The sequence below is a fragment of the Pseudomonas khorasanensis genome (genome assembly GCF_014268505.2).
Taxonomy (GTDB): Bacteria; Pseudomonadota; Gammaproteobacteria; order Pseudomonadales; family Pseudomonadaceae; genus Aquipseudomonas; species Aquipseudomonas khorasanensis.
Window position 1 is genome coordinate 74,815 of sequence record NZ_JABWQP020000016.1, and the last position, 23,672, is coordinate 98,486.

18 protein-coding genes are annotated in these 23,672 nt (G+C 61.7%); 15 read left to right on the forward strand and 3 right to left on the reverse strand.

Annotation, left to right across the window (positions count from 1 at the left end):
* Positions 1–13: 13 nt before the first annotated feature.
* The 4 genes from dgcA to etfB all read left to right on the forward strand — a co-directional run bounded on the left by dgcA (position 14) and on the right by etfB (position 6,179).
* Positions 14–2,074 (forward strand): dimethylglycine demethylation protein DgcA, encoded by a 2,061-nt coding sequence (gene dgcA / locus HU727_RS23435; RefSeq protein WP_186532969.1) that lies wholly within the window; start codon positions 14–16, stop codon positions 2,072–2,074.
* A gap of 152 nt (positions 2,075–2,226) precedes the next feature.
* Positions 2,227–4,176: a dimethylglycine demethylation protein DgcB gene (gene dgcB / locus HU727_RS23440; protein WP_186532968.1), complete on the forward strand. Its 1,950-nt coding sequence runs from the start codon at positions 2,227–2,229 to the stop codon at positions 4,174–4,176.
* Complete coding sequence (gene etfA / locus HU727_RS23445) at positions 4,176–5,396, forward strand: electron transfer flavoprotein subunit alpha (protein ID WP_186532967.1); 1,221 nt, start codon at positions 4,176–4,178, stop codon at positions 5,394–5,396. The genes dgcB and etfA overlap by 1 nt, the downstream gene beginning before the upstream one ends.
* Positions 5,397–5,408: 12 nt before the next feature.
* Positions 5,409–6,179, forward strand: a complete 771-nt coding sequence (gene etfB / locus HU727_RS23450; protein WP_186532966.1) for an electron transfer flavoprotein subunit beta — start codon at positions 5,409–5,411, stop codon at positions 6,177–6,179.
* Between the two features lie 874 nt (positions 6,180–7,053).
* On the opposite strand, the gene gbca is transcribed toward etfB, so the two are convergent.
* Complete coding sequence (gene gbca, locus HU727_RS23455; protein ID WP_039757637.1) at positions 7,054–8,349, reverse strand: glycine betaine monooxygenase oxygenase subunit; 1,296 nt, start codon at positions 8,347–8,349, stop codon at positions 7,054–7,056.
* Between the two features lie 295 nt (positions 8,350–8,644).
* On the opposite strand from gbca, the gene gbcB reads away from it, so the two are divergent.
* A complete protein-coding gene (gene gbcB / locus HU727_RS23460; RefSeq protein ID WP_186532965.1) occupies positions 8,645–9,745 on the forward strand; it encodes a glycine betaine monooxygenase reductase subunit in 1,101 nt (366 codons plus the stop codon).
* A 202-nt stretch (positions 9,746–9,947) separates the two neighbouring features.
* Here the strand turns inward: gbcB and HU727_RS23465 are convergent, their stop codons facing one another.
* Complete coding sequence (locus HU727_RS23465) at positions 9,948–10,988, reverse strand: threonine aldolase family protein (protein WP_186532964.1); 1,041 nt, start codon at positions 10,986–10,988, stop codon at positions 9,948–9,950.
* Between the two features lie 126 nt (positions 10,989–11,114).
* Here HU727_RS23465 and HU727_RS23470 point away from each other — a divergent pair, with 126 nt between their 5' ends.
* The 9 genes from HU727_RS23470 to HU727_RS23510 all read left to right on the forward strand — a co-directional run bounded on the left by HU727_RS23470 (position 11,115) and on the right by HU727_RS23510 (position 21,966).
* Entirely contained in the window at positions 11,115–11,825 is a 711-nt protein-coding gene (locus tag HU727_RS23470; protein WP_186532963.1) for a TraX family protein, read from the forward strand.
* Between the two features lie 273 nt (positions 11,826–12,098).
* Positions 12,099–13,352 (forward strand): serine hydroxymethyltransferase, encoded by a 1,254-nt coding sequence (gene glyA / locus HU727_RS23475; protein WP_186532962.1) that lies wholly within the window; start codon positions 12,099–12,101, stop codon positions 13,350–13,352.
* A 23-nt stretch (positions 13,353–13,375) separates the two neighbouring features.
* Positions 13,376–14,626 (forward strand): sarcosine oxidase subunit beta, encoded by a 1,251-nt coding sequence (locus HU727_RS23480; protein ID WP_186532961.1) that lies wholly within the window; start codon positions 13,376–13,378, stop codon positions 14,624–14,626.
* A 14-nt stretch (positions 14,627–14,640) separates the two neighbouring features.
* Positions 14,641–14,970 carry a sarcosine oxidase subunit delta gene (locus tag HU727_RS23485; RefSeq protein ID WP_186532960.1) on the forward strand — a complete coding sequence of 110 codons (330 nt, stop codon included), beginning with the start codon at positions 14,641–14,643 and terminating at the stop codon, positions 14,968–14,970.
* Positions 14,967–17,984, forward strand: a complete 3,018-nt coding sequence (locus tag HU727_RS23490) for a sarcosine oxidase subunit alpha (protein ID WP_186532959.1) — start codon at positions 14,967–14,969, stop codon at positions 17,982–17,984. The genes HU727_RS23485 and HU727_RS23490 overlap by 4 nt, the downstream gene beginning before the upstream one ends.
* A gap of 143 nt (positions 17,985–18,127) precedes the next feature.
* Entirely contained in the window at positions 18,128–18,760 is a 633-nt protein-coding gene (locus HU727_RS23495; protein WP_186532958.1) for a sarcosine oxidase subunit gamma, read from the forward strand.
* A gap of 229 nt (positions 18,761–18,989) precedes the next feature.
* Positions 18,990–19,847 carry a formyltetrahydrofolate deformylase gene (purU, locus tag HU727_RS23500; protein WP_186532957.1) on the forward strand — a complete coding sequence of 286 codons (858 nt, stop codon included), beginning with the start codon at positions 18,990–18,992 and terminating at the stop codon, positions 19,845–19,847.
* Positions 19,848–20,022: 175 nt separating this feature from the next.
* On the forward strand, positions 20,023–21,222 hold the full coding sequence (gene fdhA, locus HU727_RS23505) for a formaldehyde dehydrogenase, glutathione-independent (protein WP_186532956.1): 1,200 nt from the start codon (positions 20,023–20,025) through the stop codon (positions 21,220–21,222).
* Positions 21,223–21,408: 186 nt separating this feature from the next.
* Complete coding sequence (locus HU727_RS23510) at positions 21,409–21,966, forward strand: DUF2780 domain-containing protein (protein ID WP_186532955.1); 558 nt, start codon at positions 21,409–21,411, stop codon at positions 21,964–21,966.
* A gap of 1 nt (position 21,967) precedes the next feature.
* Here HU727_RS23510 and yihG read toward each other — a convergent pair whose 3' ends face one another.
* Positions 21,968–22,855, reverse strand: coding sequence for a 1-acylglycerol-3-phosphate O-acyltransferase, YihG family (gene yihG, locus HU727_RS23515; RefSeq protein ID WP_186532954.1), 888 nt, complete (start codon positions 22,853–22,855; stop codon positions 21,968–21,970).
* Between the two features lie 265 nt (positions 22,856–23,120).
* Here yihG and rloA2 point away from each other — a divergent pair, with 265 nt between their 5' ends.
* Positions 23,121–23,627 (forward strand): retropepsin-like aspartic peptidase RloA2, encoded by a 507-nt coding sequence (gene rloA2 / locus HU727_RS23520; protein ID WP_186532953.1) that lies wholly within the window; start codon positions 23,121–23,123, stop codon positions 23,625–23,627.
* Positions 23,628–23,672 lie beyond the last annotated feature (45 nt).

The window sequence follows — 23,672 nt, forward strand, 5'->3', positions numbered from 1 at the left end:
CGAGGACCCTGCCATGGCTTTTGAAGCAATGTTCCAGCCGATCCAGATCGGCAAACTGACCATCCGCAACCGCGTGCTCAGCACCGCGCACGCCGAGGTCTACGCGACTGACGGCGGCATGACCACCGAGCGCTACGTCAAATATTACGAAGAGAAAGCCAAGGGCGGCATCGGTCTGGCGATCTGCGGTGGTTCGTCGGTGGTCGCCATCGACAGCCCGCAGCAATGGTGGAGTTCGGTGAACCTGGCCACCGACCGGATCATTCCGCACTTTCAGAATCTGGCCGACGCCATGCACAAGCATGGCGCCAAGATCATGATCCAGATTACCCACATGGGCCGGCGCTCGCGCTGGGACGGTTTCCACTGGCCGACCCTGATGTCCCCGTCGGGCATTCGCGAACCGGTGCACCGCGCCACTTGCAAAACCATCGAGCCGGAAGAAATCTGGCGGGTGATCGGTAACTACGCCCAGGCGGCGCGCCGGGCCAAGGCCGGTGGCCTGGACGGTGTCGAACTGTCGGCCGTGCACCAGCACATGATCGACCAGTTCTGGAGCCCGCGCGTCAACAAGCGTACCGACGAATGGGGCGGCAGTTTCGAAGGGCGGATGAAGTTCGGTCTGGAAGTGCTCAAAGCCGTGCGCGCCGAGGTCGGTGACGACTTCTGCGTGGGCATGCGCCTGTGCGGCGACGAGTTCCACCCGGACGGCTTGTCACACGAGGACATGAAGCAGATCGCCAAGTATTACGACGACACCGGCATGCTCGACTTCATCGGCGTCGTCGGCTCGGGTTGCGACACCCACAACACCCTGGCCAACGTCATTCCGAACATGAGTTATCCACCGGAGCCATTCCTGCACTTGGCGGCCGGCATCAAGGAAGTGGTCAAGGTCCCGGTGCTGCACGCGCAGAACATCAAGGACCCGAACCAGGCCACGCGCATTCTCGAGGGCGGCTACGTCGACATGGTCGGCATGACCCGCGCGCACATCGCCGACCCGCACCTGATCGCCAAGATCAAGATGGGCCAGATCGATCAGATCAAGCAGTGCGTCGGCGCCAACTACTGCATCGACCGCCAGTATCAAGGCCTGGACGTGCTGTGCATCCAGAACGCCGCGACTTCCCGTGAGTACATGGGTGTGCCGCACATCATCGAGAAATCCACCGGGCCGAAACGCAAGGTCGTGATCGTCGGTGCCGGCCCGGCCGGGATGGAAGCGGCGCGCGTGGCGGCTGAACGTGGCCACGACGTGACCCTGTTCGAGAAGAAAGACTTCATCGGTGGGCAGATCACCACCGCGTCGAAAGCGCCGCAGCGGGACCAGATCGCCGGCATCACCCGCTGGTTCCAGCTGGAGCTGGCGCGGCTGAAAGTCGACTTGCGTCTGGGCACGGCGGCGGACGCCGATACCATCATGGACCTGCGTCCGGACGTGGTGGTGCTGGCGGTCGGCGGGCATCCATACCTTGAGCAGAACGAACACTGGGGCGCTGCCGAAGGGCTGGTGGTCAGCAGTTGGGATGTACTCGACGGCAAGGTTGCGCCGGGCAAGAACGTACTGGTCTACGACACCATTTGCGAGTTCACCGGGATGTCGGTCGCCGACTTCCTCGCCGACAAGGGCAGCCAGGTCGAGATTGTCACCGACGACATCAAACCGGGCGTGGCCATCGGCGGCACCTCGTTCCCGACCTATTACCGCAGCATGTACCCGAAAGAAGTGATCATGACCGGCGACATGATGCTGGAGAAGGTCTATCGCGAAGGCGACAAACTGGTCGCGGTGCTGGAAAACGAATACACCGGCGCCAAAGAAGAGCGGGTGGTCGATCAGGTCGTCGTCGAAAACGGCGTGCGCCCGGACGAGGAAATCTACTACGCCCTCAAGGAAGGCTCGCGCAACAAGGGCCAGATCGACGTCGAAGCGCTGTTCGCGATCCAGCCGCAGCCTTCGCTGAGCGAGGCGGGCGACGGCTACTTGCTGTTCCGCATCGGCGACTGCGTGGCGCAGCGTAATACCCACGCGGCCATCTATGACGCACTCAGACTGTGTAAAGACTTTTAAGGCTTGCACATAACCCTGTGGGAGCGAGCCTGCTCGCGAAAGCGGTGGATCAGTCGACATCGATGCTGGATGTCAGTCCGCCTTCGCGAGCAGGCTCGCTCCCACAGTAAAGCGGATCGTGTTTCTCCAGGCTGTCTGGTGGGAGCTTCACCATGTTGAACACCCTTCTTCCAATCCTGTTGTTCGCAGCCCTGGCCCTTGCCGCTCTCGGCGCGTTGCGGCGGGTGAACATGTGGCGCCGGGGACGGCCGGCCAAGGTCGACCTGCTCGGCGGTCTCTTCGCCATGCCCAAGCGCTACATGGTCGATTTGCACCACGTCGTGGCGCGGGACAAATACATTGCCAACACCCACGTCGCCACGGCCGGCGGTGCGGTGGCGTCGATCGTTCTGGCGATTCTGGTGCATGGTTTCGGCCTGCATAACCGCATCCTCGGCTACGCGCTGCTGCTGATGTCGGCGGTGATGTTCGTCGGTGCGATCTTCATGTACCTGCGTCGGCGCAATCCACCGGCACGGCTGTCGAAAGGCCCATGGATGCGCCTGCCGAAAAGCCTGCTGGCGTTCTCGGCGTCGTTTTTCCTGGTGACGTTGCCTGTGGCCGGGATCCTGCCGGCGAACTTCGGTGGCTGGGTGCTCGCTGTCATTCTTGGCATCGGTGTGCTGTGGGGCGTGTCGGAACTGTTGTTCGGCATGACCTGGGGCGGGCCGATGAAACACGCCTTTGCCGGTGCGCTGCATCTGGCCTGGCACCGTCGCCCCGAACGCTTTGGTGGTGGGCGCTCGACCGGTTTGAAACCGCTCGACCTAAACAATCCCGACGCGCCGCTGGGCGTGGAAAAACCCAAGGATTTCACCTGGAACCAATTGCTCGGTTTCGACGCCTGCGTGCAGTGCGGCAAGTGCGAAGCGGCCTGTCCGGCCTTCGCTGCCGGCCAACCGCTGAACCCGAAAAAACTGATTCAGGACATGGTCGTCGGACTCGCTGGCGGCACTGACGCCAAGTTCGCTGGTAGCCCTTATCCCGGCAAACCCATCGGCGAACACGGCGGCAATCCGCATCAACCGATCGTCAACGGTCTGGTCGATGCCGAAACCCTGTGGTCGTGCACCACCTGCCGCGCCTGCGTCGAGGAATGCCCGATGATGATCGAGCACGTCGATGCCATCGTCGACATGCGCCGGCACCTGACCCTGGAAAAAGGCGCGACGCCGAACAAGGGTGCCGAGGTGCTGGAAAACCTCATCGCCACCGACAACCCCGGCGGCTTCGCACCTGGCGGGCGGATGAACTGGGCGGCGGACCTGAACCTCAATCTGCTCAGCGAAAAGAAATCCACCGACGTGCTGTTCTGGGTCGGCGACGGCGCCTTCGACATGCGCAACCAGCGCACCCTGCGCGCGTTCGTCAAAGTGCTGAAGGCGGCGAAAATCGACTTCGCCGTGCTCGGCCTTGAAGAACGCGACAGTGGTGACGTGGCCCGGCGTCTGGGCGACGAAGCGACGTTCCAGCTGCTCGCCAAACGCAACATCCAGACACTGGCCAAATACAGCTTCAACCGCATCGTCACCTGCGATCCGCACAGTTTTCACGTGCTGAAAAACGAGTACGGCGCCTTCGACGGCAACTACCTGGTGCAGCACCACAGCACCTACATGGCGGAAATCATTCAGGCCGGCGCGCTCAATCTTGGGCAGCACAAAGGCAACAGCGTGACCTATCACGATCCGTGCTACCTCGGCCGCTACAACGGTGAATACGAAGCTCCGCGTGAAGTGCTGCGCGCGCTCGGCATCGAAGTCAAAGAGATGCAGCGAAGCGGCTTCCGTTCGCGCTGTTGCGGCGGCGGGGGCGGCGCGCCGATCACCGACATTCCGGGCAAGCAGCGCATCCCCGACATGCGCATGGAAGACATCCGCGAAACCGGCGCCGAGCTGGTGGCGGTGGGTTGTCCACAATGCACGGCGATGCTCGAAGGCGTGGTCGAACCGCGTCCGTTGATCAAGGACATTGCCGAGCTGGTGGCCGACGCGTTGCTCGAAGACGCGGCGCCTAACAAGCCTGCCACGCCGGCCAAACGTGAACCTGCGGAGGTGCATTGATGAGCGACATTATCCGCCGCGATCCCCGCGCCGAATGGATCGCACGTAACCGCTTGCATCCGTTGCACGCGGCGATGCAACCGGCGCTGCACAGCTGGATGGGGCCTAACGGCGTCATCCGCAAGAACCCGCACGGCGTGGGTTTTATCGGCCCCAACGGCATCAAGCGCATCGACCGCAGCGGCGCGCAACAGGGCGGGGCGGTCAAACGTTCTGCGACAGCACAAGTGCAACTGCCGCTGCATCAGGTGCCGGCGCCGGCGTTCTACATCAGCGTGGTGCCGGACATGGTCGGCGGTCGCCTGAGCAGTCACGATCGTGACTTGCTTGGCCTCGCTCACCAACTCGCCGGCGCGGACGGCGCGGTGCTCGCCGTGGTGTTTGGCGAGCATAAGGAAAGTGCTTTTGCCACGGCAGGCGTTGATCGCTTGCTGGTGCTCGAAGGTGAAGAATTCAGCGGTTATGCACCGGAGCAACGGGTGCAGGGTTTGCGTGCTGTGGATAACCAGTTCAACCCGCGTCACTGGTTGCTCCCGGACAGCCGCAGCGGTGGCGGCGAACTCGGCCGGCGATTTGCCGCCGCACTCGGCGAGCGCCCGGCAACGCGGGTCTGGCAAGTCAAGGATCAGGAGTGCATTGGCCGCGCCGGCGCAGGGTTGCAAGACTTGGCGCGTCCGCTCGCACGGTTGATTCTCGCCGCTGCCGAATGCGCTGAACCGGTCAGCGAAACCCGTCACGAAGCGTTGCCGGTGGAGTTATCCACAAGCGTTGTGCGCAGTCTGTCTCGCATAGAGGATCTCGGCGCGGTGGCGGTCGACCCGGCGGCAATTCCGATGGCCGAGGCCGAGTTCATTTTCTCCGGCGGTAACGGCGTGAAAGACTGGGCACTGTTCCACCAGACCGCCGCTGCACTGGGCGCCACCGAAGGCGCCTCCCGCGTCGCGGTGGACGATGGCTTTATGGCCCGTGATCGGCAGGTCGGCGCATCCGGCACCTGGGTCACCGCGCGGGTGTACGTGGCGGTGGGCATTTCCGGGGCGATTCAGCACCTGCAAGGCATCGGCGCCTGCGACAAGGTGGTGGCGATCAACCTTGACCCGGGCTGCGACATGATCAAACGCGCCGACCTCTCGGTGATCGGCGAAAGCGCAGCAATCCTGCAGGCCCTGATCGCGGCGGTAGAGGCCTATCGCAACGACGGCAGACGCGACGCGGCATAAGGAAAAACAGTTATGAGCACCAACGTGATCAGCCTTGTTTCCATCGGCGCCCACCCGACCTCCGGCCGGCCCCGCCGCGCCGATCAGGATGCACGCGCTGTGGAACTGGGCCTGCAACTGGCTGGGGATAACCTGCAAGTACTGCACGCCGGCGACGTCGCGGAACCGGCGCTGCGCGCTTATCTGGGCATGGGCCTGGAACAGTTGCATGTGCTTGAACAGCCGCCGGGCGCCGATGCGTTGCCGGCGCTCACCGCGTATCTGCGCGATGCCGGCGCGCAGGTAGTGCTGACCGGGAGCCAGGCGGAAACCGGGGAGGGCTCGGGAATGTTGCCGTTTCTGCTGGCCGAGGGCCTGGGTTGGCCACTGGTGATTGGCCTGGCGCAGGTCGAGTCGATCAACGACGGTTCGGCGCTGGTGCTGCAGGCGTTGCCGCGTGGACAGCGGCGGCGGTTGAAGGTGAAGTTGCCGTTTCTGGCGACTGTGGATAACGCCGCGCCGAAGCCTCGGCAGAGTGCGTACGGCCCGGCACGACGGGGCGAATTGGCCGCCGATGACGTTGAAGTGGTGGAGGACGAATTGTTGGCCGTCGCCACACTGCAACCGGCCAAGCCAAGGCCCAAGCGCTTGAAGGTGATCAAGGCCAAGAGCGGCGCCGACCGGATGAAGGCCGCGACGGCCAAGGCCAGTGGCGGCGGGGGGCAGGTGCTCAAAGGCGTTACCGCGCAGGCTGGGGCGGAGGCGATTCTGAAGTTGCTGATTGAAGAGGGCGTTGTCCGCTAGTCACCCTCTTCCAGGCATGGAATAACCCCTGTGGGAGCGAGCCTGCTCGCGAAGGCGGACTGTCAGCCGACACATGCATCGACTGACCCGACGCATTGGCGAGCAGGCTCGCTCCCACATTGGCATTCATCCACAGCCAATCTTTACTGTTTGCCCACAATCCCTGTTGGCGAAGCTGTGGATAACGTGTTCGCCCTTCAGCGCACCCCACGCCATTCAAGCCTTCCAGCCAGACGATCAAAAAACGATCAGCGTAACTCACGGATTTATCGGGCTTTTCCTTCGCGATATATCGAGAAGTTGCCCCCAATCTCTGTTGGCGCTTCTGTGGATAAGATGTTCGCTATCAGCTGTAGGCCATATGTAGCAGGGCTTACATGGGTTTGATCAATTATTGATCAAATGCGCCTTCCTGGCGCCGAGAGCTGCCAATGCGAGGGGTTTTCCCCCAGTTGCAGATGCTTTTCCACAGGCGGTTCAAAGTTGTCCCCGATCTCTGTTGGCGCTTCTGTGGATAACGTGTTCGCTACCCGCTAGAGACCTTTAAAACCGTGGTCTGTACGAGATTGATCAAAAAACGATCGATCGTTTTCAGAAACCATGATTCAGAATAAGTCACGATTTTTCTTTGCAAATCAGCAGGATATTTTTTAACTCATCCACAGTTACCCCATTTGCTGTGGGAGGGTGTGTGGATAACTTGTTTGCGGAAGGCTGGAGGGCTTGGTACGTAAGGGTGAGGAGGTTATTGAACAGAAATTGATCAATCAGACTGGTGGTGTAGGTCAGGACGCCTTCGCGAGCAGGCTCGCTCCCACAGGGGAATGCATTCCACCTGTAGGAGCTGCCGCAGGCTGTGATCTTTCGTTCTTGATCAGCCCTGAACCGGAACGCCTTTGAGATACGGAGCCGGCTCAGCTCCCAGATTATTCAGCATCCGCTCGCTGTACCAATCCACGAAGTTGACCACGCCAAACTCGTAAGTCTTTGAGTAAGGCCCAGGCTGGTAAGCAGTGGAGTTGATCCCGCGCTGGTTCTCTTCGGCCAGGCGACGGTCCTGATCGTTGGTTGCGTCCCAGACCTGGCGCATCCGCTCGACGTCGTAATCGACACCTTCAACGGCATCCTTGTGCACCAGCCATTTGGTGGTGACCATGGTTTCCTGCGCGCTGATCGGCCACACGGTGAAGACGATAATATGGTCGCCCATGCAGTGGTTCCACGAGTGCGGCAGGTGCAGGATGCGCATCGAGCCGAGGTCCGGGTTCTTGATTCGGCCCATCAGTTTGGCGCAGCCCTGCTTGCCGTCGAGCGTCATCGACACGGTGCCCTTGAGCAGCGGCATGCGCACGATGCGGTTGCGCAGGCCGAAACTGGCGTGGGCGTAGGGGATCTTCTCGGCTTCCCAGGCAGCGGCGGAGGCGGCGACGTGATCCTTGAACGCCTGATCGGCACGCGGATCGGTGACGTCGTCCCATTCCAGCAGGGTTTTCAGCAGTTCCGGGTGCGAGGCGTTGCAGTGGTAGCACTCGCGGTTGTTTTCCAGCACGAGCTTCCAGTTGGCCTTTTCCATCAAGGTGGTGGTGATCGCCACCTTGGTGTTCTCCATGTCGTACGGTTCCATGTAATGGTTGAGCGTCGACAGGAAGTCATCGATGGCCGGCGGGTTCTCTGCCAGGCTGATGAAGATGTAGCCGCCAGCGGTCTTCACGTTCACCGGTTTGAGGCCGTATTGCTTCATGTCGAAGTCGGCGCCCATTTCGGTGCCGGCGAACAGCAGGCGACCGTCGAGTTCGTAGGTCCATTGGTGGTAGTGGCAGACCAGTTTGGCGACCTTGCCTTTTTCGCTGGTGCACAGCCGTGAGCCTCGGTGGCGGCAAACGTTGTGGAACGCATGCACCACGCCCTCGGCGCCACGAATCACGATGATCGGGTTCTTGCCGATCTGCAGCGTCAGGTAGTTGCCCTTGGCCGGGATTTCGCAGGTCATGCCGGCGATCAACCATTCTTTCTGGAAAATCTCCTGCATGTCGATATCGAACAGCCGCTCGTCGCTGTAGAACGGCTGAGGCAGCGAAAAAGTGCGCTCACGCTCCTGAAGCATTTGTGCGGTGGCCTTGCGTGCGGGTTCCAGCGGATCGCCCAGGCTGATTTTTGCGGTGACGTCCATCGATGTAATCCTCATGGCCTCTGCGTGGCCGGCGAAAGTGGCTGATCAGGTGTGCTGCAAAACGGTTGCTACGCAAGGTGTAAAGAAGTCGTCTTGTGTTGGGGCGAGTGTGGGCCCGGCGCTGCCCCGGACCTTATCCATGGGCGACATGGCGCAATCTGTTCCCGACGCGCAAGCCCCGGTGGTTGGGGGCTGGTCGCGATAAGTATGTCAATGTCGCGGATAGGTAAACGGGCGGTCCGCGCTATACGCAGAATCGCCGTCAAGAGGCCGACAGTCGGCCGTGGAGAACAGCATGTCCAACAGCTTCCTGAATCCGGTCACCACCCAGACCTGGGCCAATGGCCGACACATTGTCCGTTGCGTCAAAGTCATCCAGGAAACCTGGGATGTGCGCACCTTCTGCTTTATGGCCGACCAGCCGATTCTGTTCTTCTTCAAGCCCGGGCAATTCGTGACCCTGGAGCTGGAAATCGAAGGCCAGCCCATCATGCGTTCCTACACCATTTCCAGCTCGCCGTCGGTGCCGTACAGCTTTTCGGTAACGATCAAACGCGTGCCGGGCGGCAAGGTTTCCAACTGGTTGCACGACACCCTTCACGAGGGCCAAGAGCTGGCGGTGCATGGCCCGGTGGGATTGTTCAACGGCATCGACTTCCCGAGCCCGAAAGTCCTCTATCTGAGCGGCGGCGTCGGTATCACGCCTTGCATGTCGATGGCGCGCTGGTTCTACGACACCAACGCCAACGTCGACATGACCTTCGTGCACAGCGCGCGCTCGCCCAAAGACATCATTTACCACCGCGAGCTGGAGCACATGGCGTCGCGCATTGATAACTTCAGCCTGCACCTGATCTGCGAAAAACATGGTCTCGGCGAGCCATGGGCCGGCTATCGCGGTTATCTGAATCACAAGATGCTCGAACTGATGGTCCCGGACTTCCTGGAGCGCGAAGTGTTCTGCTGCGGCCCGACGCCGTACATGAGCGCGGTCAAGCGCTTGCTGGAAGCGGCGGGCTACGACATGTCGCGCTACCACGAAGAATCCTTCGGCGCCACGCCACCGGAGGCCCGCGCCGACGCGGTGGAACAGGCAGAGCAGGCGGCTGATGCGCCGGAAGTCGACGCGGCGGACCTGCACCAGGTCGAATTCACCGCCTCCGGCAAAAGCATTCGCGTCGGCCCTGGCGAAACCGTGCATGCCGCGGCGGCCAAGCTTGGCCTGATGATCCCGAAAGCCTGCGGCATGGGCATCTGCGGCACGTGCAAGGTGCTGAAACTCGGCGGCGAAGTGGAGATGGAGCACAACGGCGGGATTACCGAGGACGATGAGGCTGAAGGGTTTATCTTGTCGTGCTGCAGCGTGCCGAAGGGGGATGTGCGGATTGAGTTCTGAGTAGTGCGCACGCACCAGAGCTGAACGCTCACACGCGGAGCGTCCCGGGCGGCGTTCCTTTGCTGCGCATGGGAACGATCGGGTTGGGCCGCAGAGTTTTTTTGATTGATCGTTCCTACGCTCTGCGTGGGAATGCAGCCCTTGACGCTCCGCGTCGTGACGGCGCTCGGCCTTGCACCGGCGGCGGATCTTGCTGCCGAAGTCAGGCAGACATGACTTCACGAATATCGCGCGCCAGTTCCCGCACGCGTTCTTCTTCGGTGTCCCAGGAGCACATGAAGCGGGCGCCGCCCTTGCCGATGAAGGTGTAGAAGCGCCAGCTTCTGGCCGTCAGTGCGGCGATGGCCGGTTCCGAGAGTTGCAGGAATACGCCGTTGGCCTGGACGGGGAACATCAGCTCCACGCCCGGGATATCGCTGACCAGTTCTGCCAGCAGTTGTGCGCAGTGGTTGGCGTGGCGGGCGTATTTGAGCCAGGCGTCGTTTTCGAGGATGCCCACCCACGGCGCTGACAAAAAGCGCATCTTCGACGCCAGTTGCCCGGCCTGTTTGCAGCGGTAGTCGAAGTCTTCAGCCAGTTTGTGGTTGAAGAACAGGATCGCTTCACCCACGGCCATGCCGTTTTTCGTGCCACCGAAGCACAGCACATCGACGCCGGCCTTCCAGGTCAGATCCGCTGGCGAGCAGCCGAGGAATGCGCAGGCGTTGGAGAAACGCGCGCCGTCCATGTGCAGGTGCAGGCCCAGCTCCTTGCAGGTGGCGCTGATGGCGCGGACTTCTTCAGGGGTGTAGACGCTGCCGACTTCAGTGGCCTGAGTCAGGGTCACCACGCGGGGTTTCGGGTAATGAATGTCCTGACGCTTGAGCGCGACCTCGCGGATCGATTGCGGGGTGATCTTGCCGTTTTCGGTGCCGGCGATCAGCAGTTTCGAGCCGTTGGAGAAAAATTCCGGAGCGCCGCATTCGTCGGTTTCGACGTGGGCGGTTTCCGAGCAGATCACGCTGTGGTAACTCTGGCACAGCGACGACAGGGCCAGCGAGTTGGCGGCGGTGCCGTTGAACGCGAAGAACACTTCACAGTCGGTTTCGAACAGTTTGCGGAAATGATCGGCCGCGCGGGCGGTCCATTCATCGTCGCCGTAAGCACGCTGGTGGCCGTGGTTGGCCTGTTCCATGGCTGCCCACGCTTCAGGGCAGATACCGGAATAGTTGTCGCTGGCGAATTGTTGGCTCTTGTCGGTCATGGCCGGCTTCCGTAATCGAGACTCTTGTGAAGGCTCGTGGTCAATGAGGATGCGCACTTTACCGAAGATCTTCCGGGGAGCACACGTGATGTCGGGTGGAGAAAATTACCAGTTTATGGGCCGATTATGCACCTGAGCCAACGCGACGGCGCTCTGGATCTGCTCAAGTGGCTGGCGCTGCTGAGCATGTTGCTCGATCACCTGCGATATGTCGGCTTTTCCGCCGATTGGCTGTTTGTGCCAGGGCGCCTGGCCTTTCCGTGGTTTTGCCTGGCGATGGCGGCGAATCTGGCGCGTGACGGCTCGAGGAAGATGGAGTGGCGTTATCTGGGCTGGCTGTCGCTGTTCAGCGCCGTCAGTGAAATTCCGTATCGCTTGTACATTTCCGATCCCGACACCTTGAACGCGATGCCGACCCTGGCGTTGGGGCTTTTGGTGGCGCGGGGCTGGCAGGACGCCTCGTGGATGCCGCGGCTGCTCGCCTTGGCCGCGCTGTTGCTGGGGGCGGCGTTCCCGGAACGACTGATGTTCGGTTTCTTCGGCGTGCTGCTGCCGCTGGCGATGCTGCTGGTGTTTCGTCGGCCGTGGTATTTCAGCCTGCTGCCGGGATTGATTTGTCTGGCGGCGAATCAATGGCAGGTGCTGCTCGAATCGGCGCGTTTCGGCAACCGCGTGGCGATTATGGGTTTGGCGACATGCCTGTTTGCACCGACGCTGGGGATGCTCCTGTTACGACAGGTGCGACATCTCCGTCCGCCACCGATGCGCCGCTGGGCGTATGCGCTGTATCCGATGCATTTCCTCATGCTGCTTGTCATCCGCCAAATCATCGCCTGACCCCTGTGGGAGCGAGCCTGCTCGCGAAAGCGGTCTGCCAGCCAACTTCTATGTCGGAGGTGCCGGCCTCTTCGCGAGCAGGCTCGCTCCCACAGGGGATCTGCGGCGTTTCGAAGAGGTCCTTTCCAGCCATGTCGTAAACGCACCTTTGCGTGGCGCGCGCAGGCATTTGAGCTGTCTGTGCCGGTCATACCATCGCATCAAAGGGCACCGCTGCGATTGCCGGTGCCTGACCGAGACGAATGGCGCACAGATGCCGCTGGGAGAGACGCGATGTTCAGCAAGCAAGACCAGATCCAGGGTTACGACGATGCACTGTTGGCGGCAATGAATGCCGAGGAGCAACGTCAGGAAGATCATATCGAGCTGATCGCGTCGGAGAACTACACCAGCAAGCGCGTCATGCAGGCACAAGGCAGCGGCCTTACCAACAAATACGCCGAAGGCTATCCGGGCAAGCGCTATTACGGCGGCTGCGAGCATGTGGATAAAGTCGAAGCGCTGGCCATCGAACGCGCCAAGCAATTGTTCGGCGCCGATTACGCCAACGTCCAGCCGCACTCCGGGTCGTCCGCCAACAGTGCCGTGTACCTGGCGCTGATTCAGCCGGGCGACACGATCCTCGGCATGAGCCTGGCCCACGGTGGCCACTTGACCCACGGCGCAAAAGTGTCGTCCTCGGGCAAGCTCTACAACGCCGTGCAGTACGGCATCAACACAGACACCGGGCTGATCGATTACGACGAAGTCGAGCGCCTGGCCATCGAGTGCAAACCGAAAATGATCGTCGCCGGTTTCTCCGCTTACTCGAAGACCCTGGACTTCCCGCGCTTCCGCCAGATCGCCGACAAGGTCGGTGCGCTGCTGTTCGTCGACATGGCCCACGTTGCTGGCCTCGTTGCCGCCGGCCTGTACCCGAATCCGCTGCCGTACGCCGACGTGGTCACCACCACCACGCACAAAACCCTGCGCGGGCCGCGTGGCGGGCTGATTCTGGCCAAGTCCAACGAAGCGATCGAGAAGAAGCTCAACGCCGCCGTATTCCCCGGCGCGCAGGGCGGCCCGCTGATGCATGTTATCGCCGGTAAGGCGGTGTGCTTCAAGGAAGCGCTGGAGCCGGGTTTCAAGGCTTATCAACAGCAAGTGATCGATAACGCCCAGGCGATGGCCAGCGTGTTTATCAATCGTGGCTACGATGTTGTTTCCGGCGGCACCGACAACCACCTGTTCCTGGTCAGCCTGATCCGTCAGGGCCTCACCGGCAAAGACGCCGACGCCGCGCTGGGCCGTGCGCACATCACCGTCAACAAGAATGCCGTGCCGAACGACCCGCAGTCGCCGTTCGTGACCTCGGGCCTGCGCATCGGCACCCCGGCGGTGACCACGCGAGGCTTCAAGGTCAGCCAGTGTGAAACCCTCGCGGGCTGGATCTGCGACATCCTCGATAACCTCGGCGATGCCGACGTCGAGGCCAATGTTGCCCAGCAGGTTTCGGCCCTGTGCGCAGACTTCCCGGTTTATCGCTGAGCGCGGACTTTGGAGCAATGACTATGCAACGCTATTCCGGCTTCGGCCTGTTCAAACACTCGCTCAGCCACCACGAAAACTGGCAGCGCATGTGGCGCACGCCCACCCCGAAAAAGGTCTACGACGTGGTCATCGTCGGCGGCGGCGGGCACGGCCTGGCGACCGCTTATTACCTGGCCAAGGAACACGGCATCACCAATGTCGCCGTGGTTGAAAAGGGCTGGCTGGGCGGCGGTAACACTGCGCGCAACACCACCATCGTACGTTCCAACTATCTTTGGGACGAGTCGGCGCACTTGTACGAACACGCGATGAAATTGTGGGAAGGCCTGTCGCAGGACATCAACTACAACGTGATGTTCTCCCAGCGTGGCGTCTACAACCTGTGCCACACCCTGCAAGACATCCGTGATTCCGAGCGTCGGGTCAGCGCCAACCGCCTCAACGGCGTCGACGGCGAACTGCTCAACGCCAAGCAAGTGGCTGATGAGATTCCGTACCTCGACTGCTCGAAAAACACCCGCTACCCGATCATGGGCGCAACCGTCCAGCGCCGCGGCGGCGTTGCCCGTCATGATGCCGTGGCCTGGGGCTATGCCCGTGCCGCCGATGCCCTCGGCGTGGACCTGATCCAGCAGACCGAAGTGATTGGCTTCCGCAAGGAAAACGGTGTGTGCATCGGCGTGGAAACCAACAAGGGCTTCATCGGTGCCAAGCGCGTCGGTGTGGTCACCGCCGGTAACTCCGGCCACATGGCCAAACTCGCCGGTTTCCGCCTGCCGATCGAATCCCACCCGCTGCAAGCGCTGGTGTCGGAGCCGATCAAGCCGATTATCGACAGCGTGATCATGTCCAACGCCGTGCACGGTTATATCAGCCAGTCCGACAAGGGCGACCTGGTGATCGGCGCCGGTATCGACGGTTACAATGGCTACGGCCAGCGCGGTTCGTACCCGGTGATCGAGCACACGATTCAGGCCATCGTCGAGATGTTCCCGGTGCTGTCGCGGGTGCGCATGAACCGCCAGTGGGGCGGCATCGTCGACACCACGCCGGACGCCTGCCCGATCATCTCGAAAACCCCGGTGCCGAACATGTTCTTCAATTGCGGCTGGGGCACCGGCGGCTTCAAGGCCACACCGGGTTCGGGCAACGTGTTTGCCGCAAGCCTCGCGAAGGGTGAAATGCACCCCTTGGCCGCCCCGTTTTCCATCGACCGTTTCCACAACGGCGCCCTCATCGACGAACACGGCGCTGCTGCCGTCGCCCACTAACAGGAGAAATCCCTATGTTGCATATCTTCTGTCCTCACTGCGGCGAACTGCGCTCCGAAGAGGAATTCCATGCATCCGGTCAGGCGCACATTCCGCGCCCGCTGGACCCAAACGCCTGCACCGATGAAGAGTGGGGCGACTACATGTTTTTCCGCGATAACCCGCGCGGTCTGCACCACGAACTGTGGGATCACGTTGCCGGTTGCCGTCAGTACTTCAACGTTACCCGCGACACCGTGACCTACGAGATTCTCGAGAGCTACAAGATCGGCGAGAAGCCGCAATTCACCGACAAGGCTGGTGCTGTGAAAACCGCCACGACGGCGCTGGGAGAGAAGGTATGAGCCAGACCAATCGCCTGTCCAACGGTGGACGGATCGACCGCAACAAAGTGCTGAGCTTCACCTTCAATGGTCAGAGCTACAAAGGCTTCGAGGGCGATTCCCTGGCCTCGGCGCTGATCGCCAATGGCGTCGACATCATCGGTCGCAGCTTCAAGTATTCGCGTCCTCGCGGCATCTTCGCCGCCGGCTCGGAAGAGCCGAACGCGGTGCTGCAGATCGGCGCGACCGAAGCCACGCAGATTCCCAACGTGCGCGCCACGCAACAGGCGCTGTATCAGGGCCTGGTCGCCACCAGCACCAACGGCTGGCCGAGCGTCAACAACGACATGATGGGCATTCTCGGCAAGGTCGGCGGCAAGCTGATGCCGCCGGGCTTCTACTACAAAACCTTCATGTACCCGCAATCGTTCTGGATGACGTACGAGAAGTACATCCGCAAGGCAGCGGGCCTCGGTCGTTCGCCGACCGAGAACGATCCCGACACCTACGACTACATGAACCAGCACTGCGACGTGCTGATCGTCGGTGCCGGCCCGGCGGGTCTCGCGGCTGCCCTCGCAGCGGCGCGCAGCGGTGCCCGAGTGATCCTCGCCGATGAGCAGGAAGAGTTCGGCGGCAGCTTGCTCGATTCCCGCGAAAGCCTGGACGGCAAACCGGCGATGGAATGGGTGGCCAGTGTCATCACAGAATTGAAAAACACCCCGGACGTGCTGCTGTTGCCGCGCGCCACGGTCAACGGTTACCACGACCACAACTTCCTGACCATTCACGAACGGCTGACCGATCACCTCGGCGACCGTGCGCCAATCGGTCAGGTACGTCAGCGCATCCACCGCGTCCGCGCCAAACGCGTGGTGCTGGCGACCGGCGCTCATGAGCGTCCGCTGGTGTACGGCAACAACGACGTGCCGGGCAACATGCTCGCCGGTGCGGTGTCGACTTACGTGCGTCGCTACGGCGTGGCACCGGGCAAAAAGCTGGTGCTGTCGACCAACAACGATCACGCCTATCGCGTGGCGCTGGACTGGCTCGACGCCAGCCTGCAAGTGGTCGCCATCGCCGATGCACGCAGCAATCCGCGTGGCGCGCTGGTGGAAGAAGCCCGCGCCAAAGGCATTCGGATCCTCACCGGCAGTGCCGTGATCGAGGCCCGAGGCAGCAAGCGCGTGACCGCTGCCCGGGTTGCCGCGATTGATGTCAAAGCGCATGCCGTGACCAGTCCGGGCGAGTGGCTCGATTGTGATGTGATCGCCAGTTCCGGCGGTTACAGCCCTGTCGTTCACCTGGCGTCGCACTTGGGCGGCAAGCCGGTCTGGCGTGAAGACATCCTTGGTTTCGTTCCGGGTGACGCGCCGCAAAAACGCGTGTGCGTCGGAGGGATCAATGGCGTTTACGCTCTCGGCGATTCCCTGGCGGACGGTTTCGAGGGTGGTGTACGCGCTGCGGCTGAAGCCGGTTTCCAGACCGTCGAAGGCGTGCTGCCAAAAGCCCTGAGCCGTCTTGAAGAGCCCACCCTGGCGCTGTTCCAGGTGCCCCACGAGAAGAATTCGGCGCGTGCGCCAAAGCAGTTCGTCGACTTCCAGAACGACGTCACTGCCGGTGGCATCGAACTGGCGACCCGCGAAGGGTTCGAGTCGGTCGAGCACGTCAAACGCTACACCGCGCTGGGTTTTGGTACCGACCAAGGCAAGCTCGGCAACGTCAACGGTCTGGCCATCGCCGCCCGTTCGCTGAACGTGACCATCGCGCAGATGGGCACCACCATGTTCCGTCCGAACTACACGCCGGTGACCTTCGGCGCCGTGGCCGGTCGTCACTGTGGGCACATCTTCGAACCGGTGCGTTACACCGCGCTGCACGCCTGGCATGTGAAAAACGGTGCCGAGTTTGAAGACGTCGGTCAGTGGAAACGTCCATGGTACTTCCCGAAAAACGGTGAAGACCTGCATGCGGCGGTCAAGCGCGAATGCAAAGCCGTGCGCGACAGCGTCGGCCTGCTCGACGCGTCGACCCTCGGCAAGATCGACATTCAAGGCCCGGATGCCCGCGAGTTCCTTAACCGCGTGTACACCAACGCCTGGACCAAACTTGACGTCGGCAAGGCCCGTTACGGCCTGATGTGCAAGGAAGACGGCATGGTCTTCGACGATGGCGTCACGGCGTGTCTGGCCGACAACCATTTCGTCATGACGACCACCACCGGCGGCGCCGCTCGCGTGCTGCAGTGGCTGGAGCTGTATCACCAGACTGAATGGCCGGACCTGAAGGTGTACTTCACGTCCGTCACCGACCACTGGGCGACCATGACGCTGTCGGGACCGAACAGCCGCAAGCTGCTCAGCGCCGTGACGGACATCGATCTGAGCAGCGAAGCGTTCCCGTTCATGACCTGGAAAGAAGGTCTGGTCGGCGATGTGCCGGCGCGGGTGTTCCGCATCTCGTTCACCGGTGAGCTGTCATACGAAGTCAACGTGCAGGCCGACTATGCGATGGGCGTGCTGGAAAAAATCGTCGAGGCCGGCAAGCAGTACAACCTGACGCCATACGGCACCGAAACCATGCACGTGTTGCGTGCCGAGAAGGGCTTCATCATCGTCGGGCAGGACACTGACGGCTCGATGACCCCGGACGACCTGAACATGGGTTGGTGTGTCGGTCGCACCAAACCGTTCTCGTGGATCGGCCAGCGCGGCATGAACCGTGAAGACTGCGTGCGTGAGCAACGCAAGCAGTTGGTGGGCCTCAAGCCGATCGATCCGAACGTCTGGCTCCCGGAAGGCGCGCAGCTGGTGTTCAACACCAAGCAGGCCATCCCGATGACGATGGTCGGCCACGTGACTTCGAGCTACGCGCACAACTCCCTCGGTTATTCGTTTGCCATGGGCGTGGTCAAGGGCGGTCTGAAGCGTCTGGGCGAGCGGGTGTTCGCACCACTGGCCGATGGCAGCGTGATCGAGGCGGAAATCGTTTCTTCGGTGTTCTTCGATCCGAAGGGTGAGCGGCAGAATATCTGACGTCCTCGAGGACGGTGGGCGGGCGGCTATTCGCGAGCAGGCTCGCTCCCACATTCGATTGCGTTCCCCTGTGGGAGCGAGCCTGCCCGCGAAAGCGGCGGTTCAGCCACCGCAGGACCAACAGAATTCAGGAAAGGTGCTTTATGACCACAGCCAACGTGTACCAACAACGTCCGACCACCGGGGCCCGGGCCGAGTCGTCGCTGCACCACGCCGACCTCGTCAGCCTGGTCGGCAAGGGCCGCAAGAACGCCGGCGTGATCGTGCGTGAAAAGAAGCTTCTCGGCCACCTGACCATTCGTGGCGATGGCCACGATGCAGCGTTCGCCGCCGGTGTGCACAAGGCGTTGGGCATCGAACTGCCCGGCGCCCTGAGCGTCATCGTCAAAGGCGAAACCAGCCTGCAATGGATGGGCCCGGACGAGTGGCTGCTGATTGTGCCGAGCGGTGAAGAATTCGCTGCCGAGCAGAAACTGCGTGAAGCGCTGGGCGACCTGCACATTGCGATCGTCAACGTCAGCGGCGGTCAGCAGATCCTCGAATTGAGCGGGCCGAACGTGCGTCAGGTGCTGATGAAATCCACCAGCTATGACGTGCATCCCAACAACTTCCCTGTCGGTAAAGCGGTGGGAACGGTGTTTGCCAAATCGCAGCTGATGATTCGTCACACCGCTGAAGACACTTGGGAATTGCTGATTCGTCGCAGCTTCTCGGATTACTGGTGGTTGTGGCTGCAGGATGCTTCGGCGGAATACGGTTTGAGCGTTCAGGCCTGAAAGATCAAAAGCTACCCCCTCATCGGAACGCCGCCCGCCCAGCCCTCTCCCCCAGGGGGGCGAGGGGGAAGGGAGCAGATTTGTGTTGTTATCGAACCTGAGTTCGGCTCGGTATTTCAGGTCGGCGCAGCTCGAAAGAACACCTCGGTCAGTCCCCTCTCCCCCTGGGAGAGGGCTAGGGTGAGGGAATAACCTGACACCCCGCACAAAGAACAGGAGTCACCGCACCATGAGCCGCGCCCCAGACACATGGATTCTGACCGCCGACTGCCCCAGCGTCCTCGGCACGGTGGACGCGGTCACGCGTTTTCTGTTCGAGCAGGGTTGCTACGTCACCGAGCACCACTCGTTCGATGATCGCCTCTCCGGGCGCTTTTTCATTCGTGTGGAATTCCGTCAGCCCGACGGCTTTGATGAGCAATCCTTCCGTGCCGGCCTCGCCGAGCGCGGGCAGGCGTTCGGCATGGTCTTCGAACTGACCGCGCCGAACTACCGGCCAAAAGTGGTGATCATGGTCTCCAAGGCCGATCACTGCCTCAACGATTTGCTCTACCGCCAGCGCATCGGCCAGTTGTCGATGGATGTGGCGGCGGTGGTGTCCAACCATCCGGACCTCAAGCCGTTGGCCGACTGGCATGAGATTCCCTACTACCATTTCCCTCTCGACCCCAACGACAAGCCGGCGCAGGAGCGTCAGGTCTGGCAGGTGATCGAAGAGTCCGGCGCCGAGCTGGTGATTCTCGCCCGCTACATGCAGGTGCTGTCGCCGGAGCTGTGCCGCAAGCTTGATGGCAAGGCGATCAACATTCATCACTCGCTGCTGCCCGGTTTCAAGGGCGCCAAGCCGTATCACCAGGCCTACAACAAAGGCGTGAAGCTGGTCGGCGCCACCGCGCATTACATCAACAACGACCTCGATGAAGGGCCGATCATCGCCCAGGGCGTCGAGGCCGTGGATCACAGCCATTACCCCGAAGACCTGATCGCCAAAGGGCGGGATATCGAAGGCCTGACGTTGGCCCGGGCGGTGGGGTATCACATTGAAAGAAGGGTGTTCCTAAACGCCAACAGAACCGTCGTTCTCTAGATCGCTTTCGCGAGCAGGCTCGCTCCCACAGGGGTACGCATTCCAAAGTGGGAGCGAGCCTGCTCGCGAAGGGGCCATAACTGACAACGCAAGACCAACGAGCAATACCCGAGCACTCAACGCGCTGCCCAACCGGGGCAACGCAGTTCCATAAAAACAACAGCGAGGTGAAAGCATGTCTGGCAATCGTGGTGTGGTGTATCTCGGCGCTGGCAAGGTCGAAGTACAGAAAATCGACTACCCGAAAATGCAGGACCCGCGCGGTCGCAAGATCGAGCACGGGGTCATTCTCAAAGTGGTTTCCACCAACATCTGCGGCTCCGACCAGCACATGGTGCGCGGCCGGACCACGGCGCAGACCGGTCTGGTACTGGGCCATGAAATCACCGGTGAGGTGATCGAAAAGGGCTCCGACGTCGAGAACCTGAAAATCGGTGATCTGGTTTCGGTACCATTCAACGTCGCTTGCGGGCGCTGCCGTTCCTGCAAGGAGCAACACACCGGCGTCTGCCTGACCGTCAACCCGGCCCGTGCCGGTGGCGCTTACGGTTACGTCGACATGGGCGACTGGACCGGTGGCCAGGCCGAATACGTGCTGGTGCCGTACGCCGATTTCAACCTGCTGAAACTGCCGGACCGCGATAAGGCCATGGAGAAAATCCGCGACCTGACTTGCCTCTCCGACATCCTGCCGACCGGTTATCACGGCGCAGTGACGGCCGGCGTGGGTCCGGGCAGTACCGTTTATATCGCCGGCGCCGGCCCGGTCGGTCTGGCCGCTGCGGCATCCGCGCGCTTGCTCGGCGCGGCCGTGGTGATCATCGGCGACGTCAACACCATCCGCCTGGCGCACGCCAAGGCGCAGGGTTTTGAGATCGTCGATCTGTCGCAAGACACGCCACTGCATGAACAGATCGCCGCGCTGCTGGGCGAGCCGGAAGTGGATTGCGCGGTGGACTGCGTCGGTTTCGAAGCGCGCGGCCATGGCCACGACGGCGTCAAGGCCGAAGCCCCGGCCACCGTGCTCAACTCGCTGATGGGCGTGGTGCGCGTAGCCGGCAAGATCGGTATTCCGGGCCTCTACGTGACCGAAGATCCGGGCGCCGTGGACGCCGCCGCGAAAATGGGCAGCCTGAGCATTCGCTTCGGCCTGGGCTGGGCCAAGTCCCACAGCTTCCACACCGGCCAGACCCCGGTCATGAAGTACAACCGCCAACTGATGCAGGCAATCATGTGGGACCGCATCAACATCGCCGAAGTGGTGGGCGTGCAGGTGATCAGCCTCGATCAGGCGCCGGAAGGCTATGGCGAGTTCGATGCCGGTGTGCCGAAGAAGTTTGTGATTGATCCGCACAAGTTGTTCAGTGCGGCGTAAGGATTTTACCGCGACACAAAACGGCGACCTCAGGGTCGCCGTTTTTATGTGTGCTTTCACATTTTCGCTACGGGCCTTGGGTGAGAATGCTCCCGTGCACCCCGGAACATGCCAGCCAATCACGGGTCAAACCGGCAGTTTGGTCGCTGTTCAACGGTGACAGCTTTTTCACAAGAGGATGTCTGAATGAAGATTTCACGCGGTTTTGCCCTGGCATCGCTCCTGACCCTGGCCGCCGGCCCGGTGTTTGCCGGTTTCAGTCTGAATGACGTAGCCGGTGCGGTATCGGGCATGCAGGGCGGTGACAAGGCGGCCGCTGCGGCGCCGACGTCGGAGACCGCCGGTTTGCTCAGCGCCCTGAGTGCGCTGGATGTCACGCCCGAACAAGCCGTCGGCGGCACCAGTGCGATGCTGGGCCTGGCAAAGAATCAGTTGAGCAGCACAGATTATTCGCAACTGGCCAAGGAAGTGCCGGGCATCGATAAATTGTCCGGCGGCGGTGGCAATCTCGCGGCGCTGGGGGCTTTGCTCGGTTCGTCCGGAAAATCCGCCGGGCTGGAGAATGCGTTGGGCAACGTCAAGGACACCAACGACCTGAACAATGCCTTCAGCGCACTGGGCATGGACACCGGCATGATCGGTCAGTTTGCCCCGGTGCTGTTGCAATACCTCGGTCAGCAGGGCGTCGGCGGTTCGCTGTTGAGCAGTCTGGGCAGCATTTGGGGCACCGGCACCGGCAGTTGAGTCAACGGCGCTCGTTGCGCAAGGCGGCGATGCGCTGATCCTTCTCGGTCCAGAGCTGGTTGACCCAGTTCTGGACGCGCTCGCGAAACACCGGGTCTTTCTCGTAATCGCCTTGCCACAGCGCGGGGTCGAGTTCCCGGGTCTTGATGTCAATGATCACGCGCGGAACGTCGCCGCTGATCAGGTCCCAGAACCCCGGGATTTTCTCTTGGGGGTATACGACCGTGACGTCGAGTATCGCATCGAGTTGTTCACCCATCGCCGCCAGCACGAACGCCACGCCACCGGCCTTTGGCTTGAGCAGGTGGTTGAACGGTGAAGCCTGCTGCGTGCTTTTCGCCAGGGTGTAGCGCGTGCCTTCCAGATAATTGACCACCGTCACTGGCTGTCGCTTGAACAGCTCACACGCCGCTTTGGTGATTTCCAGATCCTTGCCCGCCAGTTCCGGGTTCTTCGCCAGAAACGCCTTGGTGTAGCGCTTCATGAACGGGTAATCCAGCGCCCACCACGCCAGCCCCAGAAACGGCACCCAGATCAGCTCTTTCTTGAGGAAGAATTTGAAAAACGGCGTGCGCCGGTTGAGGGTCTGGATCAGTGCCGGAATGTCGACCCACGACTGGTGGTTGCTGACGACGAGATACGAGGTGTCGCGGCGTAAATCATCGCCGCCGCGAATGTCCCACTGCGTCGGGATGCACAGCTGGAAGATCAGCTTGTCGATCTCGGCCCAGGTCTCGGCGATCCACATCACCGCCCCCGATGCGTAGTCGCGCCAGCGCCCGGGTGCAACCAGCTTGAGCAGGGCGAACAGCATCAACGGCCCTATCAGGATCAGGGTGTTGAGCAACAGCAGCAGGGTGACGAAACAGCCGGTGAGCAGGCGGCGCATAAGCAACTCTATGAAGTCGGTTGGGCGCGCCATGATAAGTGGCTTCGGGCAACAGGCCAAATCGGCGCTGACGAATGTTTCACTTTAGGCGCGTTAACCTGATCGTTCACACGCTCTGCGTGGTAGCGCCGCCCGGGACGCTCCGCGTCCCTGTGACGCAGAGCGTCACCTGATGCATTCCCACGCAGAGCGTGGGAACGATCAAGCGTGCAACGGTCTAAAATCCCACGTCTGCCGCCCACCATTTTCCAAGGAAGCCCCCTACGTGAAATCTCTCCTTGCACTGTTTGCCCTCGTCGCGCTGCCGGTCATGGCCGCCGAGCCGACCCTTTACGGGCGCTACGAATACATCGCGCTGCCGGAAATCGGCGGCGAAGTGCTCAAGGCCAAGATGGACACCGGCGCGCTGACCGCGTCGCTGTCGGCCAAGGACATCGAAATGTTCACCCGTGATGGCGACGAGTGGGTGCGTTTCCGCCTCGCCACCAAGGACGCCAGCAATAAGGTGTTCGAACACAAGGTAGCGCGCATCAGCAAAATCAAAAGCCGTTCCGACGAGGACGACGAAGAACGCGACGCTTCCGATGTCGCCAAGCGGCCGGTGGTCGATCTGGAGCTTTGCCTGGGCAACGTCAAGCGCACCGTCGAGGTCAATCTGACCGACCGCAGCCACTTCAATTACCCGCTGTTGATCGGGGCCAAGGCCTTGCGCGAGTTCGACGCGGCGGTCAATCCGGCGCGTCGCTACACCGCCGATAAACCTGACTGTTAAGTGGTCTGATTGACGTAACCCCGGGCTTGGGGCACCGTTCGCGCA